General features: G+C 68.2%; 13 protein-coding genes. 7 read left to right on the forward strand and 6 right to left on the reverse strand.

Translation table 11 applies throughout. The features are described 5' to 3' along the window. Nucleotides 1-107 precede the first annotated feature (107 nt). Both AC6EUH_RS17500 and AC6EUH_RS17505 read left to right on the forward strand, forming a co-directional pair. Entirely contained in the window at nt 108-2,417 is a 2,310-nt protein-coding gene (locus tag AC6EUH_RS17500; RefSeq protein WP_499739442.1) for a gluconokinase, GntK/IdnK-type, read from the forward strand. 144 nt (nt 2,418-2,561) lie between these two features. Next, nucleotides 2,562-3,803 (forward strand): FAD-dependent oxidoreductase, encoded by a 1,242-nt coding sequence (locus AC6EUH_RS17505; protein ID WP_499739426.1) that lies wholly within the window; start codon nt 2,562-2,564, stop codon nt 3,801-3,803. A gap of 74 nt (nt 3,804-3,877) precedes the next feature. On the opposite strand, the gene AC6EUH_RS17510 is transcribed toward AC6EUH_RS17505, so the two are convergent. The 5 genes from AC6EUH_RS17510 to acsA are packed head-to-tail and all read right to left on the reverse strand — an operon-like array spanning nt 3,878 to nt 9,316. Further along, complete coding sequence (locus AC6EUH_RS17510) at nt 3,878-4,120, reverse strand: acyl carrier protein (RefSeq protein WP_056427728.1); 243 nt, start codon at nt 4,118-4,120, stop codon at nt 3,878-3,880. Nucleotides 4,121-4,163: 43 nt separating this feature from the next. Further along, nucleotides 4,164-5,525: a dihydrolipoamide acetyltransferase family protein gene (locus AC6EUH_RS17515; protein ID WP_499739427.1), complete on the reverse strand. Its 1,362-nt coding sequence runs from the start codon at nt 5,523-5,525 to the stop codon at nt 4,164-4,166. Then, nucleotides 5,518-6,498 carry an alpha-ketoacid dehydrogenase subunit beta gene (locus tag AC6EUH_RS17520; protein WP_499739428.1) on the reverse strand — a complete coding sequence of 327 codons (981 nt, stop codon included), beginning with the start codon at nt 6,496-6,498 and terminating at the stop codon, nt 5,518-5,520. The genes AC6EUH_RS17515 and AC6EUH_RS17520 overlap by 8 nt, the downstream gene beginning before the upstream one ends. Next, on the reverse strand, nt 6,495-7,496 hold the full coding sequence (gene pdhA / locus AC6EUH_RS17525; protein WP_499739429.1) for a pyruvate dehydrogenase (acetyl-transferring) E1 component subunit alpha: 1,002 nt from the start codon (nt 7,494-7,496) through the stop codon (nt 6,495-6,497). The genes AC6EUH_RS17520 and pdhA overlap by 4 nt, the downstream gene beginning before the upstream one ends. Continuing rightward, nucleotides 7,493-9,316 (reverse strand): acetate--CoA ligase, encoded by a 1,824-nt coding sequence (gene acsA / locus AC6EUH_RS17530; protein ID WP_499739430.1) that lies wholly within the window; start codon nt 9,314-9,316, stop codon nt 7,493-7,495. The genes pdhA and acsA overlap by 4 nt, the downstream gene beginning before the upstream one ends. Nucleotides 9,317-9,456: 140 nt before the next feature. Here acsA and pyrE point away from each other — a divergent pair, with 140 nt between their 5' ends. The 4 genes from pyrE (at nt 9,457) to AC6EUH_RS17550 (ending at nt 12,728) form a co-directional block, all read left to right on the forward strand. Further along, entirely contained in the window at nt 9,457-10,041 is a 585-nt protein-coding gene (gene pyrE, locus AC6EUH_RS17535; RefSeq protein WP_056427715.1) for an orotate phosphoribosyltransferase, read from the forward strand. 95 nt (nt 10,042-10,136) lie between these two features. Further along, nucleotides 10,137-10,910, forward strand: coding sequence for a GAF and ANTAR domain-containing protein (locus AC6EUH_RS17540; protein ID WP_056427712.1), 774 nt, complete (start codon nt 10,137-10,139; stop codon nt 10,908-10,910). Between the two features lie 96 nt (nt 10,911-11,006). Continuing rightward, complete coding sequence (locus tag AC6EUH_RS17545) at nt 11,007-11,639, forward strand: hypothetical protein (protein WP_200913005.1); 633 nt, start codon at nt 11,007-11,009, stop codon at nt 11,637-11,639. 75 nt (nt 11,640-11,714) lie between these two features. Further along, a complete protein-coding gene (locus tag AC6EUH_RS17550; RefSeq protein ID WP_056427706.1) occupies nt 11,715-12,728 on the forward strand; it encodes a thioesterase domain-containing protein in 1,014 nt (337 codons plus the stop codon). A 9-nt stretch (nt 12,729-12,737) separates the two neighbouring features. On the opposite strand, the gene AC6EUH_RS17555 is transcribed toward AC6EUH_RS17550, so the two are convergent. Beyond that, nucleotides 12,738-13,592 carry an HAD-IIA family hydrolase gene (locus AC6EUH_RS17555; RefSeq protein ID WP_056427703.1) on the reverse strand — a complete coding sequence of 285 codons (855 nt, stop codon included), beginning with the start codon at nt 13,590-13,592 and terminating at the stop codon, nt 12,738-12,740. A gap of 94 nt (nt 13,593-13,686) precedes the next feature. On the opposite strand from AC6EUH_RS17555, the gene AC6EUH_RS17560 reads away from it, so the two are divergent. Further along, the gene (locus tag AC6EUH_RS17560; RefSeq protein WP_156367538.1) at nt 13,687-14,343 is read left to right on the forward strand and encodes a TrmH family RNA methyltransferase; all 657 of its coding nucleotides are present in this window, start codon (nt 13,687-13,689) and stop codon (nt 14,341-14,343) included. The last annotated feature ends 4 nt before the right edge of the window (nt 14,344-14,347 follow it).

The following is a 14,347-nucleotide window of genomic DNA, read 5'->3' on the forward strand; positions in this document are numbered from 1 at the left end:
CGCGTTCCCGTACCAGCAGGCCTACCTGCCCTACAACCGCCTCGTCGACGGAACCGTCCATGACTGGTAACCGGGCAGCACTGATGACCGCCACCGAACCGACAGGCATGACCGGACCCCGCATCGTTGTAATGGGCGTCTCCGGCTGCGGCAAGACGACCATCGGCGACCTCGTCGCCCGCGGACTCGGCGCACCCTTCCTCGACGGCGACTCCCTCCACCCGGTGGAGAACGTCGCCAAGATGGCAGCCGGGATCCCGCTGACGGACGAGGACCGCTGGCCCTGGCTCGCCACCGTGGGCAGCGAGCTCGCCAACGCCGGCGACGGCGGTCTGGTGCTCGCCTGCTCGGCCCTCAAACGCTGTTACCGGGACGCCATCCGCGCCCTGGCGCCCGGCACCGTGTTCCTCCACCTGCACGGCAGCAAAGAGGTCCTGGGATCGCGGCTCGAAGGCCGCTCCGGCCACTTCATGCCGGCCGCGCTGCTCGATTCCCAGCTCGCAACGCTGGAACCGCTCGAGTCCGACGAAACCGGGATCGTGGTGGACATCGCCGCCCCGGTCAGCCAGGTGGTGACGGAAGCGCTGGCCGGCATTGCCGCCGTCGCCGGTTCCGCCGCGGGAACGGGGACCCGCGCCGGTGACCCATCCGGTACCGCGGGCACCCGGCCGCGCGAGTTCGACGTCGACCTCCGGGCCGCGCCGTTCAACCTCGACGACGACGCCGTGGCCTGGGTGGATGCCACGATCGCCGGGATGAGCCTCGAGGAGAAAATCGGGCAGCTGTTCATCAATCACAACAACGATTACTCCCCGGAGTACCTCGACGGTGTCCTGGAGAACTACCACGTCGGCGGCATGCGCTACCGGCCGGGGCCCTCTGCCGCGGTGCAGGAGCACATCCGCTACGCGCAGTCCAAGGCCCGCATCCCGCTCCTGGTGGCATCCAACCCGGAAATGGGTGGAGCCGGAAGCTGCGACGACGGAACGTTTGTGTCGACGCATCTGCAGGCCGGTTCGCATCCGGACAAGTCCATCGCCCGGCGGATGGGGCAGGTCGCGGGAGTGGAAACCGCGGCGCTGGGCTGCAACTGGGCGTTCGCGCCGATCGTGGACATCCACTACAACTGGCGGAACACCGTCATCTCCACGCGGGCTTTCGGCAACACCCCGGAGATTGTGGTGGAGCGCGCCAAGGAATACTTCGACGGCATCAGCGAGTCACCCACAGCCTGCGCCATGAAGCACTTCCCCGGCGACGGCATGGACGAACGTGACCAGCACGTGGTCACGTCCTACAACACCCTCGGCTACGAGGAGTGGAACCGGACGTACGGGCACGTGTACCGGGAGATGATCGGCCATGGTGTGCAGTCCATCATGATCGGGCACATCGGGGCGCCGCAGCTGTCCCGGCACTTCCGCCCCGGTCTGGCGGACAAGGACATCCTGCCGGCCACCCTCGCGCCGGAACTGCTCCAGGACCTGCTCCGCGGCGAGCTCGGCTTCAACGGGCTGATCCTCACGGACGCCTCGCAGATGATCGGCCTGACCCAGGCCATGAAGCGCAAGGATCTGGTGCCCGCCACCATCGCCGCCGGCTGCGACATGTTCCTGTTCTTCCGCAACCCGGCAGAGGATTTTCAGTACATGCTGGACGGCTACAAGTCCGGCGTCATTTCCGACCAACGGCTGCACGACGCCCTGCGCCGGATCCTGGCCCTCAAGGCAAGCCTGGGGCTGCACCGCAAGTCGGCCGCGGAACTGGTTCCGCCGGCGGATGCCCTTGGGGTTATCGGCAGCGACGCCCACCGTGCCGTGGCGGCGGAGATCGCGGACAAGACCGTCACGCTGGTCAAGGACACCGCCAACAACCTGCCCATCACCCCGGAAACGCACAAACGCATCCGGCTGTACGGCATCTCCGGTGGTGCGGACTTCACCCGCGCTGATCCGCTGGCTTACCTGGACACCGTCAAAGCCGAACTGGAAAGCGCCGGGTTCGAGGTGCACCTGTTCAAGACGGCGGACCAGCGGGAGGCGGCAGGGGAGACCGGCGTGAACTTCATGTCGGTCATCTCCGAGGAAGCCACCGGCGACTACGCGGACAAGTACGACGCCGCGTTCGTGTTCGCCAATGTCAAGGGCTTCGCCCAGGAGGCTGCCATCCGGATCAAGTGGTCCACACCCATGGCCGCGGAAATCCCCTGGTACGTCACGGAGGTCCCCACCGTGTTCGTCTCACTCAATCAGCCCAACCACCTGATCGACGTGCCCATGGTTAAGACCGCCATCCACGCGCACGCCGGAACGCCCGAGGCCATCCGGGCAACCATCGGGAAGATCCAGGGCAAGTCGGAATTCCAGGGCACGTTCAACGAGAACGTCTTCTGCGATTCCTTCGACACCCGGCTCTAACGCGGCGGGCTTTTCGGACCTGCGCTACGCATCCGGACCGGCGCTGCGCGGATCTCCGTAGCGCCGGTCCGAAACCGCCGCGCAGGGCGGAATTCGCCGCGAAAACCCCTCCCGCCGGGGCCCGCGCGGGCGTAGCGTATGGCCATGGAGACGACCGGATGCGTGGTGGTCGGCGGCGGCCCGGCCGGGATGATGCTGGGGCTGCTGCTGGCCCGTGCAGGCGTGGATGTGACGGTACTGGAGAAGCACGCCGATTTCTTCCGTGATTTCCGCGGCGACACCGTCCACGCCTCGACCGTCAGGCTGATCGATGAACTGGGCCTCGGCGAGGAGTTCCGCCGGCTTCCGCAAAGCCGGCTCACCAATGTCGCCTTCCCGGTCCCGGGCGGGCGGCCGGTGGTGATGGGCAACTTCGAGTCGCTGCCGCCGCCGTACAACTACGTGGCGCTGATGCCGCAGTGGGACTTCCTGAACTTCCTTGCCGACGCCGCCGCCGCCGAGCCGTCCTTCACCCTGCGGATGAGTTCCACCGCCACCGCGCTGGTCCGGAACGGCGGCCGGGTGACCGGGGTCCGCTACCGCGCCGCGGACGGAACGGAAAGCGAGCTCAGGGCCGACCTTGTGGTCGCCACGGACGGGCGGCATTCCACCCTGCGCCGCGCGGCCGGGCTCGCGCCGAAGGAGTACCGGGTGCCATTCGACACCTGGTGGTTCCGGCTGCCGCGCTATGCCTCCGAGCAGGGTGCCGTGGCCGGAATCGTTCCCGCGTTCGGCCGGGGCGAGGCCCTGCTGGGACTCAACCGCACCGACTACTACCAGATGGGTTACCTCGCGCCGAAAGGCACCGACGCCCGGATCCGCGCCGAAGGGATTGACCGCTTCCGGCAGCGGATCGCGGCCCTTCGCCCCGACCTGGCCGACCGTGTGGACGCCATCTCTTCCCTGGCGGACCTGCATTGGCTCGACGTGCGGCTGGACCGGCTGCGCGAATGGCACATCAACGGGCTGCTCTGCATTGGCGACGCTGCGCACGCCATGTCGCCCGCCGGCGGCGTCGGGATCAACCTGGCCATCCAGGACGCCGTGGCCGCCGCGGAGGGATTGGTCCCGGCGCTGCTCCGCGGCACGGTCTCCCGCGCGGATCTCGCGAGGGTCCAACGACGGCGGCGGACGCCCACCGTCGTCGTGCAGACCGTCCAGCGGATCATGCACCGCGTCCTGTTCGAGCCAATCATGACCGGAAAACGGGCCGGGGCGCCGGCCGTCCTGCTGTTCCTGGCCCGGCACATCCCGGCCGCCGGACGGGTGGTGCCGCGGTTCGTTGCCTTCGGACCCCGGCCCGAACACGCGCCCGCCTTCGCCCGCCGCACTCCGCAGCGTTCGTAGCCGTTCGTCACACAGGCAAGGAGCCGATCAGGGGGCAGTTTGGTTGTCCACCTGCCGGGGTGTAGCGGCCGGGCTCAGCCGTGGGCCGCGAGATAGCCGATCAACCCCTTGACGGTGGCCACTTCCGGGTAATCGCGCTCCGGGATGTCGACGCCGGTGGCCGTGTCGATCGTTTCGACCAGCCGGAGGAAGTCCAACGAGTCGAGCTCCAGGTCCTGCCGCAGCCGGGCGTCCTCGTCCACCTCGGCCAGCTCGACGTCCGGTGCCACCTTGCCGATCGCGGCACGCACCGCGTCCCGGGCGTCCTGTTCGTTCATGGTTCCTCCCGTTGCACACTCTGCTTCACAATTCCCATCTGGTTCACAGTTCCTCCGGCTTCTGCAGCAGCTCGTCGATCCGGGTCAGGTAGCGGCCGCCGCGGAGCCCGTCGCTAACGCGGTGGTCGGCGGAGAGGGTGGCGGTAACAGCCGGCCGGACACCCAGCAGCCCGTTCTGTGCCCAGGGTTGTTCCATGACCCGGCCCAAGCCGAGCATCGCGACCTGCGGGGGATAGATCACCCCGAACACACTCTCCACGCCCAGGTCCCCGAGGTTGGTCACGGTGATGGTGGGATCCGCCATTTCGGCGCGCTGCAGCCGGCCGGCCCGGGCGCGGCCGACAAGGTCCCGCAGCTGCTCCATGAGCACGTCCACGGCCAGGGTGTCCGCGTCGTGGATGGCGGGGGCCACAATGCCGCCCTGCCGCAAGGCTACGGCGACGCCGAGGTGCACGGACGCGCTGGGCCGGAACCCGCCGTCGTCGTAGAAGCCGTTGACCTCCGGCACGTCTTTGGCCGCGAGCGCCGCAGCCTTGAGCAGCAGCGCCGAGGGAACCAGCCGGGACGCCACCGGCCGGTGAGCGTTGACGGACTGCATCCATTCGACGGCGGCGCGCAGGTCCAGGGTGGTGCTCAGGTAGTAGTGGGGGATGGTCTTCTTTGACCGTGACATGAGGGCGCCGACGGCACGGCGCAGGCTGGCGACGCGCTCGCGGGCGTCCGGGCTTTTCCCCGGGTGCGGCGCCTCGGGGGCGTGTTCCCGCGGGGGAGCGGGCTCGGCGGGAGCCGCGGCTTCCGCCCGGCTGCCCGCTGCGTGCTGCACGTCGGCCACTGTCACGGCGCCCTCCGGTCCGGTGCCGCTGACCCCGGACAGCTCGACGCCGAGTTCCGCGGCGAGCCGACGGGCCCGCGGGGAGGACCGCACCCGTCCGGCGGACGGCCTCGCCGCCACAGCGTGCTCCACGTCGGCCCGCGTGACGGCGCCGCCTTTGCCGGTGCCGTGGATCCTGGCCGTATCAACCCCGAGCCGGTGGGCCAGATGCCGCACCGGAGGGGCGATGGGTGGAGGCTCCCCGCGAGATGCCTGCACTACGGCGGCACGGACCGGGGGCGCTGCCGCACTAGATGGCGTGGGGGCAACCGGTGGGGCCGGCGCGCCGACTTCGGCCGGGGTCGGGGTGATCCGGGCCAGCGGGGTCCCGATCGGTACCGTTGCCCCGGGGTCCACGAGCAGTTCGGCGACCACTCCCTCCTGGAAGGACTCCACGTCCATGACGGTCTTGTCCGTGTCCACCACCGCCACGAGATCGCCGCGGCGGACGTAGTCGCCGGGCTTGACCAGCCATTCGACGATTTTGCCGTGCTCCATGTCGGCCCCGAGCGATGGCATCAGGAAATCAGCCACCGGCGCTGACCGCCTGCCTGGCCGCCGCGAGGATCCGGTCCACGGACGGCAGGGCCGCCAGTTCCAGATGCTTCGAGTAGGGGATCGGCACTTCGGCGCTGCAGACCCGGCCCACCGGGGCATCCAGGTCATAGAACGCGTTCTCGGTGATCCGGGCGCTGATTTCGGCGGAGATGCTCCCGCTGCGCCACCCTTCGTCCACCACCACGGCTCGGTGGGTCCTGCGGACGGAGGCGAGGATTGAGGCCTCGTCCAGGGGACGGAGCGTGCGCAGGTCCAGCACCTCGGCGTCGATGCCCTCTGCCGCGAGTTGCTCTGCGGCGTCCAGCACGGCCGGAAGCGTCCCGCCGTAGGTGATCAGCGTGATGTCGGCGCCGGGCCGCCGGACAGCGGCCGTGTCGATGTCCACGGGGCCGGCATCGTCGTCGAGCTCCCCGGTCACGTTGTAGAGCGAGCCGTGTTCGAAGATCAGCACCGGATCCGGGTCCTGCATCGCGGGCCACACCATCCCGCGGGCGTCGGCCAGGGTGGCGGGGGTCAGGATGCGCAGCCCGGGGATGTGCGCAAACCAGCCCTCCAGGCTGTGCGAGTGCTGGGCGCCGAGCTGGCGGCCGGCGCCCGTGGTCATCCGGATCACGATGGGCACATTGAACTGCCCGCCGGACATGTGCAGCAGGCTCGCCGCGTTGTTCACGATCTGGTCCAGGGCAAGCAGGCTGAAGTTGACGGTCATGATCTCCACGATGGGACGCATCCCGCCCAGGGCCGCGCCGATGCCGGCGCCCACGAAACCGGACTCGGAGAGCGGAGTGTCGCGGATGCGTTCCGGGCCGAACTCCTCCAGCAGGCCCAGGCTTACGGCGAAGGACCCGCCGTAGGCTCCGACGTCCTCGCCCATCAGGAAGACCCGCTCGTCCCGGATCATGGCGTCGCGGATCCCGGCCCGGAGCGCCTCGCGGTAGCTGGATTTCATGGCGCGCTCCGCTCGCTGTAGACGAAGCGGGTCAAATCCTCCACGGGTTCCAGGGTCCCGGCTTCGGCGAATTCGACGGCGGCAGTGACCTCCGCGTTGGCCTCGGCCTGCAGCTGGTCCCACTCCTGGGCCGAGAGCTGGCCGGCGGCCTCCATCGTGGCGCGCAGCAGGTTGATGGGATCGCGTTCGAGCCACTGGGCCACCTCGGCTTTGTCGCGGTACCGTTCCGGGTCGAACATCGAGTGCGCCCGGAACCGGTACGTGCGCAGCTCCAGGAAGTGCGGTCCACCGCCGGCGCGCACAGCCTCGACGGCGCGGCGCGCGGCGTCCTCGACGGCGAGGACGTCCATGCCGTCCACGGCCCACGCCGCGATTTCATAGCCGGAGGCCTTGAGTGCCATGTCCGTCTGGGATTCCGAGCGGCCCAGCGCCGTTCCCATCGCGTACAGGTTGTTTTCGCAGCAGAACAGCACGGGCAGCTGCCAGAGCGCGGCGAGGTTGAGGCTCTCGTGGAATTCGCCTTCCGCGACGGCGCCTTCGCCGAAGAAGCACACGGTGGCGCGGGAGCGGCCGCTCATCTTGTCCGCGAGCGCCATGCCGACGGCGAGCGGCAGCCCGCCGGCGACGATCGCGTTGCCTCCATAGAAGCGCGTGGCGGCGTCGAAGAGATGCATGGAGCCGCCGCGGCCCCGGCAGCAGCCCTCGACGTGGCCGTACATCTCGGCGAGGATCGCCCCGGCGGAAACCCCGCGAAGCAGGGCATGGCCGTGTTCCCGGTAGGTCGCGAGGATGGCGTCCTCCGGTTCCAGTGATTCCAGGACGCCTGCCGCGACAGCTTCCTCGCCGATGTAAACGTGCAGGAAGCCGCGGATCTTGGCGGCACTGTACAGCTCGACGCATTTCTCCTCAAGCCGCCGGACACGCAGCATCTGCAGCAGCAGATGCCGGCCGTGGGCCGGGTCCAGCGCGCGGGCCGGCGGCTCGAGCGGCCCGGTCATGTCCGTGCCTCCGGCCGTGCCGGGGTCTCGATCGTAGAGGTGTCACCCTCCGGAAGGCCCAGCTCGCGGGCCTTGAGCAGCCGCCGCAGGATCTTCCCGCTGCGCGTCCGGGGGAGGGACGCGGTGAACTCCAGCAGCCTGGGCGCCACCGCCGCGCCGAGCCGCTTCCGGGCGAAGCCGATGATCTCCAGCTGCAGTTCCTCGGACGGCTGCCAGCCGGGCCGCAACTCCACGAAGGCCTTGACCACCTCGCCGGCCACGGGGTCGGGGACGCCGATCACCCCGGCCTCGGCCACGGCGTCGTGCTCCATGAGGCAGCTTTCCACCTCGAACGGGCCGATCAGGTGCCCTGAGGACTTGATCACGTCGTCGCCGCGTCCGACGAACCAGTAGTACCCGTCGGCGTCGCACCTGGCGAGGTCGCCGGTGAGGTACCAGCCGCCCGCGAAGCAGCGGCGGTAGCGCTCCTCCTCGTGCAGGTAGCCGCGGAACATCGAGGGCCAGCCGGGCCGCAGGGCCAATTCGCCGACGGCGTCCGGCGCCGTCACGAGGGCGGCCTCGCCGTCGCGGACAATCGGCCGGTCCTGGGCGTCCCGGGCCACGAGGCCCGCCACGACGCCGGGCAGCGGCCGCCCCATCGACCCGGGCCGGATCTCCGTGGCGGCGTAGTTGGAGATCATGATGCCGCCGGTTTCGGTCTGCCACCAGTTGTCGTGGACGGGCTGGCCGAATGCCTCCTGGCCCCAGACGACCACCTCGGGGTTGAGCGGTTCGCCGACGCTGGCGACGAAGCGCAGCGCGGACAGGTCATGGCCCCGCGCCCGGTCCGCCCCGGCTTTCATCAGCATCCGCAGCGCCGTGGGAGCGGTGTACCAGACGGTGACATGCTGTTCGGCGAGGATCCGGTACCAGCGGTCCGGGTCCATCTCCTCCTCGTCCACGATGGTGGTCACCCCGTGGGTCAGCGGCGCGATCACGCCATACGAGGTTCCCGTGACCCAGCCGGGGTCGGCCGTGCACCAGTAGATGTCCTCCGGGTGCAGGTCCAGGGCGGTGGTGCCGGTCGCGTGGTGGGCGGTGACGGCGTCGTGCACGTGAATGGCGCCTTTCGGGGTCCCGGTGGTGCCGGACGTGAAGTGCAGCAGGGCCATGTCCTCGGCCTGCGTCGCGGCAATCCCGCCGTCGGCCGGGGCTGCGCGCATCAGCGCGGCGAGATCCAGCGTGCCCGGCTCCGGGCTGCCGTCGGCATCGGTCAGCAGGACGTGCCGGAGTTCCGGCAGCGAGTCGCGGAGCTGGGCGATTTTCCTGCGGTAAAGCGCCCGGGTGGTGACCAGGGCCCGGCCGGATCCCAACTGCAGCCGCTGGCGGACGGGTTCGGGGCCGAACGCGGAAAACAGGGGGCAGAAAACACTGGCGTTCTTGAGGGTGCCCAGCACCGCAACGTAGAGCGCCGGTCCGCGCCCGGTCAACGAAAAGACACGCTCTCCCCGCCCGATGCCGAGGCTCCGGAGCACCCCGGCAAAGCGGTTGGTCTGCTCGGCGAGTTCGGCGAAGGTGAGGGAGTGGCTGCTGCCGTCGGCCCGGACGAACCGCAAGGCCTCGTGCCGTGCGTGCCCGCCGGTGGCATGCCGGTCCACCGCTTCATAGGCGATGTTGACGCCGCGGCCCCCGGGCAGCCCGGACAGTCCGTGGCGGGCCTCATCCCAGGAAAAAGCGGCACAGGCCGCGTCGTAGTCCACCATGTTCGGCCGGACCCGGAAGCTGCCGGGGTCTTTGGGGATGGCGGGCCAGCGGGTGGAAGAATCCGTTCCTGCCGTCATGGTTCCATCGGACTCCTGCCCGGCGGGGGTGCCTAGAGGAGAAAGGCCCGGCGCGTTCATCCCCGGATCCGCCCGCGGCGCCCCGACATCTAACAGACCGGCTGGGAGTCCTGAACCACCCAGCCACTAAACTGGGTCCCATGACTGCCAACAGTGCCCCTGCAGCTGACACCGCTGCCGCCCGTGCCCGCCTGCTTGAACTGATCAAGGAGCTGGCCGTTGTCCGCGGCAAGGTCATCCTCTCCAGCGGCGCCGAAGCCGATTACTACATCGACCTGCGCCGGATCACGCTGCACCATGAGGCGTCCAAGCTGGTCGGCCAGGTCATGCTTTCGCTGCTGGACGACGCCGGGATCGACTTTGAGTGCGCCGGCGGACTGACCATGGGCGCCGACCCAGTCGGCACCGCCGTGATGCACTCCGCCGTCGACGCCGGACGCACCGTGGACGCCTTCGTCGTCCGCAAAGCCCAGAAATCCTACGGCATGGGCCGGCAGGTGGAGGGCCCCTCCGTTGACGGCCGCAAGGTGTTGGTGCTGGAAGATACGTCCACCACCGGCGGCTCCGCGCTGACCGCCGTCGAAGGAGTCCGCAAGGCCGGCGGCAACGTTGTTGCCGTCGCCGTGATCGTGGACCGCGACACCGGGGCCAAGGAAAAGATCGAGGCCGAGGCCGGCGTTCCCTACCTCTTCGCCTTCGGGAAGGACGAACTCGGCCTCGGCTAGGCGGTTCTTCCCTCAGCGGACGCGTGTAGACGGTGGATTGGGTGTGTTTTATCATTCTGTAATATCCCTTTGAACACCCCCGGAGACCACGCGCCATGCTCCTTCCCGAAGAAGTCCTCGGAAGTGAACCCCTCAGTACGGTCGATCAGATCCAGAACCTCATCCTGGACAGCGCCGACTTCGAGGACTTCCTCAACGAACTCGCCCGTTTCTCCGCGCACCAGGTCGCGGGCACCGGGGACGACGCCCTGTGCGGAATCACACTGCTGCGCGACCGCAAGGCCGCGACCATCGGCTGGAGCAGCGATTCCGCCCGCGAGGTGGACGAAATCCAGTACCGGCTCTCGCAGGGCCCGTGCCTGACGGCGGCGCAGGAGGAGCGTGAGGTCTACGTTCCGGACCTGTTTGACGAGGACCGCTGGGGACCGGACTACGCCAGCGCTGTCGCCTCGCACGGACTGCGGTCGGTGCTCTCCGTGCCGTTCCACCTGCAGGGCGAGGCCCAGGCGGCCCTCAACCTCTATTCGGATGTGCCGCACAAGTTCGACGGCGATGTTGCCGCCCGGGCCCGCGGCTACACCCGCGAAATTTCCCAGGCCCTGCGGCTGGCCGTCCGGTTCTCCCTGCACACAGACAGCGCCACGAATCTCCGGGCCACACTCGAATCCCGCACTGTGATCGACATGGCCATCGGGATTGTCATGGCCCAGAACCGCTGCAGCCAGGAGACTGCAGTCAGGATCCTCACGGACGCCTCGAGCAACGGCAACGTCAAGCTCCGCGACATCGCCACCTCACTGGTCCAGTCGGTGGGCGGCACGGCGTCCCGCACCCACTTCGAGGAACCCGGCCGGCAAGAGGCCGGCTGAACCGGTAGCCCAATATGACTTGTGCGCACCGCGGCTGGCCTATACGCTGAATGAGGTTGAGCCGTCGGCCATAGATTCCTTCTTTTTGGAGTACCTATGGACACCTCTCTTAATGCCCAGCCCACCCTAGACATCGCGTCAGATATCGTCCGGATCGACGTCCGGGGGAGCCTTACGCAACAGTCCCGCCCCGTTCTCATGCAGCTGATCCAGCGCGTCCGGCGGATGGGCATCACTTCGCACATCCGGGTGAACCTTGGCCTCGCTGTTCTTGTGGAGTCAGCGGCCCTCGCAGGTCTCCGGAACGACCTCAACGCGATCGATGGCGCGGCAGCCCTGGTCGAAACAGCCGGTGCACTGCCCGCCTCCGCCGGCGTCTCGCTTGAACTGACTCCTTTCCGGGACGCCCCCAGCGGAGCCGTGCGCCCGCTTGACCTCTCCGCTGACTTCTCCGCGTCCATCGACGCCACAGGAACCCGGCCGTTGAATGTCTACTCCGACGATGAACTGCTGGCCGCGAGCGACTCGGTGTTCGGGATGATGGACAACCCCGCGGATATGGCCCGGACGCAGCTCCTCGCGACCTACACCGAAATCGGCCTCGAAATCAGCCGCCGCGAAGGTGGCCTGGAGACCGTCCGCCGCGAGGTGGGCCCCTATCCCGTCATGCGCGAACTCGACCGGGAGATCAGCGGCGCCGTGGCCGGCCGGGAGCCGGAACCGGTCTAGGGACAACCAGCCGCGGCCCGTTTCGGATCCGGCGTCCCCTGTGGCTACGGTAGAGATGTGCCGGATGTTGAGGATATGGACGGGACCGGCGACGCCGACGCCCGGGTGCTTCGGCACGCCGCCGAACTCAAAAGATTTTCCCGGCGAAGTTTCCTGATCGGCACGGGGTCCGCCTCCGTGTTGGCCGCCGATATGTTGTTTACCAGGCGTGTGCAGGCCGAGCGCCGGGTCCATAGGATCCTCACCGTGCCGGACGAGACCGCAGAGAAGTACTTCCCCCATGCCAGCTGGTTCCTCTTCCCCGGCTACAAGACGAGCTGGGAGGAAGCGCTGTGGATTCTGAATGCGCTGCGCGGGGCGCTGAACAAGCGCGGCCAGCTGGCCGCCGTCGGATACTCCAACACGGGCCTCGACATCGACCAGATCGTGATAGCGGTGGTGGAGCACGCCCGGGCCCACCAGCTGGATACGCTCTACTTCTACGGCCACAGCTTCGGCGGTATGGTGGCCACCCAGGTCGCCGCCCGGCTCCGGGAGCTTCACGGCATTGAGGTGGCGTTCATCCTGCTGGATTCCAGCCCGTACAGCAAGTACGACGTGCTGGACCAGAGCTGGTTTGAGGGCGTCGTGTTTCTCTACGAGAGCGGCTTCCGGTTCCCCACGGTGGTGCGCGGCGGCTACGAACTCGGCGAGCGGATGCTGCACAAGAACGAGCGCAGCTGGGGGCAAGTGGTGGACCAGACCCTGGAGCAACTTTCACCGGTTGCGCCCTCCAGCGTCCTGATCCAGTCCGAGTCCGCCTACATCTACCACTTTGATGCCACCCGTTTCGTGGGAAAGCTCGGAGGGACGCGGATGGCCTTTATCGGCAACCCCCGCGACCGGACCGTTGACTACGAGACGGCCCGCGACTCCTGGTCCCTGACGTTCAAGGACAACATGGCCTCGGACTCGCACCGGACCGACGGCGCACGGCCGGCGCACGCCAGCCCGGGCTGGAACCCGTTCGTCTACCGGCCGGTCATCGAAGGGCTGCAGGACGAGCTCTTCCCGCTTCCCTCAGGCGGGGGCAAGAAGATTGCCTTCTAAGGCGGTGCCCTAGATCTGGTTCTTCAGGTCCGCGACGGAGTTCAGGACCTGGTTGGGCCGGAACGGGTAGGCGGCGATGTCGTCCTTGTGGGTGATGCCGCTGAGCACCAGCACCGTGTGCAGCCCCGCCTCCATGCCGGCGATGATGTCGGTGTCCATCCGGTCACCGATCATGGCGGTGGTTTCCGAATGAGCGTCGATCTGGTTCATGGCCGAGCGGAACATCATCGGGTTCGGCTTGCCCACAATGTAGGGCTCCCGGCCGGTCGCCTTCGTGATCAGCGCGGCGATCGCACCGGTGGCGGGCATCGGTCCGTCCTTCGAGGGGCCGGTGGCGTCCGGGTTGGTGGCGATGAACCTCGCGCCGCCCAGGATCAGCCGGATGGCCATGGTGATGGCTTCGAAGGAGTAGGTGCGGGTTTCGCCGAGCACCACGAAGTCCGGGTCCTGGTCGGTGAGGATAAAACCGGCCTCGTGCAGCGCCGTCGTGAGTCCGGCTTCGCCGATCGTATAGGCGCGGTTGCCGGACTCCGAGCCACGCACCTGGTCCTTGAGGAACTGGGCTGTGGCCAGGGCCGAGGTCCAGATGTTCTCCTCGGGGATTTCCAGGCCCGAACTCTTCAACCGTGCGGCGAGGTCCCGGGGAGTGAAGATGGAATTGTTGGTCAGGACGAGGAAGCGCTTGGAGGTGTCCACCCAGCGCTGGATGAGTTCGGAGGCGCCGGGGATGGGCTGGTTTTCGTGGACCAGGACCCCGTCCATATCGGTCAGCCAGCACTCGATCTCCTGGCCGCTGCGGTATACCGACTTTGATGAACGCACGTGATCCGACTCGTCCGTGTGGTTTGACTGCTGCTCCGTCATGCTGTCCTCCGCCGATAATGTGCCGATGCCAGTCCCAGTCTAATGTTGAGTCGTGACTGAACCCGAGATACCCAGCGAAACCCGTTCCGGCAGCTTGACCGCAGGAGAGGGCGACCCGGCGCCGGAGGCGGAGCCCAAGGCGGAGGTCGGCGTCGGCCCCTGGGAAGGCGAACTGCCGGAGGGTGCACACTGGGATCCGGACCTCCTGGCGGACGGGGATCGCCGCAATGTGGTGGACAAGTACCGCTACTGGAAGCACGAGGCGATCGTCGCGGACCTGGACTCCAAGCGGCACAATTTCCACATCGCGATCGAAAACTGGCAGCACGACATGAACATCGGCACTGTCGTGCGCAGCGCCAACGCGTTCCTGGCCAAGGAAGTGCACATCATCGGACGACGCCGGTGGAACCGCCGCGGGGCCATGGTCACTGACCGGTACCAGCACGTCCGCCACCACCCCACCGTGGCGGATTTCGTGGCCTGGGCCCAGGGGGAGGGGCTGGCGATCATCGGAATCGACATCTTCCCGGATTCCGTCCCGCTGGAGACCTATGAACTGCCCAAGGACTGTGTGCTGGTGTTCGGGCAGGAGGGCCCCGGCCTGTCGCCCGAGGTCCACGCAGCAGCGGTGGACACGTTGTCGATCGAGCAGTTCGGATCCACCCGCTCGATCAACGCCGCCTCGGCCGCGGCCATCGCCATGCACGCCTGGATCCGCCGGCACGTGTTCAACCAGCTCCCGGGGTAGCACA

It is taken from the genome of Arthrobacter sp. 001422645 (assembly GCF_059816125.1).

Coding starts and splice junctions, on each gene's coding strand:
- AC6EUH_RS17500 (WP_499739442.1), top strand. CDS start 108: ATGACCGGACCCCGCATCGTTGTAATGGGCGTCTCCGGCTGCGGCAAG.
- AC6EUH_RS17505 (WP_499739426.1), top strand. CDS start 2,562: ATGGAGACGACCGGATGCGTGGTGGTCGGCGGCGGCCCGGCCGGGATG.
- AC6EUH_RS17510 (WP_056427728.1), bottom strand. CDS start 4,120: ATGAACGAACAGGACGCCCGGGACGCGGTGCGTGCCGCGATCGGCAAG.
- AC6EUH_RS17520 (WP_499739428.1), bottom strand. CDS start 6,498: ATGAAATCCAGCTACCGCGAGGCGCTCCGGGCCGGGATCCGCGACGCC.
- pdhA (WP_499739429.1), bottom strand. CDS start 7,496: ATGACCGGGCCGCTCGAGCCGCCGGCCCGCGCGCTGGACCCGGCCCAC.
- acsA (WP_499739430.1), bottom strand. CDS start 9,316: ATGACGGCAGGAACGGATTCTTCCACCCGCTGGCCCGCCATCCCCAAA.
- pyrE (WP_056427715.1), top strand. CDS start 9,457: ATGACTGCCAACAGTGCCCCTGCAGCTGACACCGCTGCCGCCCGTGCC.
- AC6EUH_RS17540 (WP_056427712.1), top strand. CDS start 10,137: ATGCTCCTTCCCGAAGAAGTCCTCGGAAGTGAACCCCTCAGTACGGTC.
- AC6EUH_RS17545 (WP_200913005.1), top strand. CDS start 11,007: ATGGACACCTCTCTTAATGCCCAGCCCACCCTAGACATCGCGTCAGAT.
- AC6EUH_RS17550 (WP_056427706.1), top strand. CDS start 11,715: ATGGACGGGACCGGCGACGCCGACGCCCGGGTGCTTCGGCACGCCGCC.
- AC6EUH_RS17555 (WP_056427703.1), bottom strand. CDS start 13,592: ATGACGGAGCAGCAGTCAAACCACACGGACGAGTCGGATCACGTGCGT.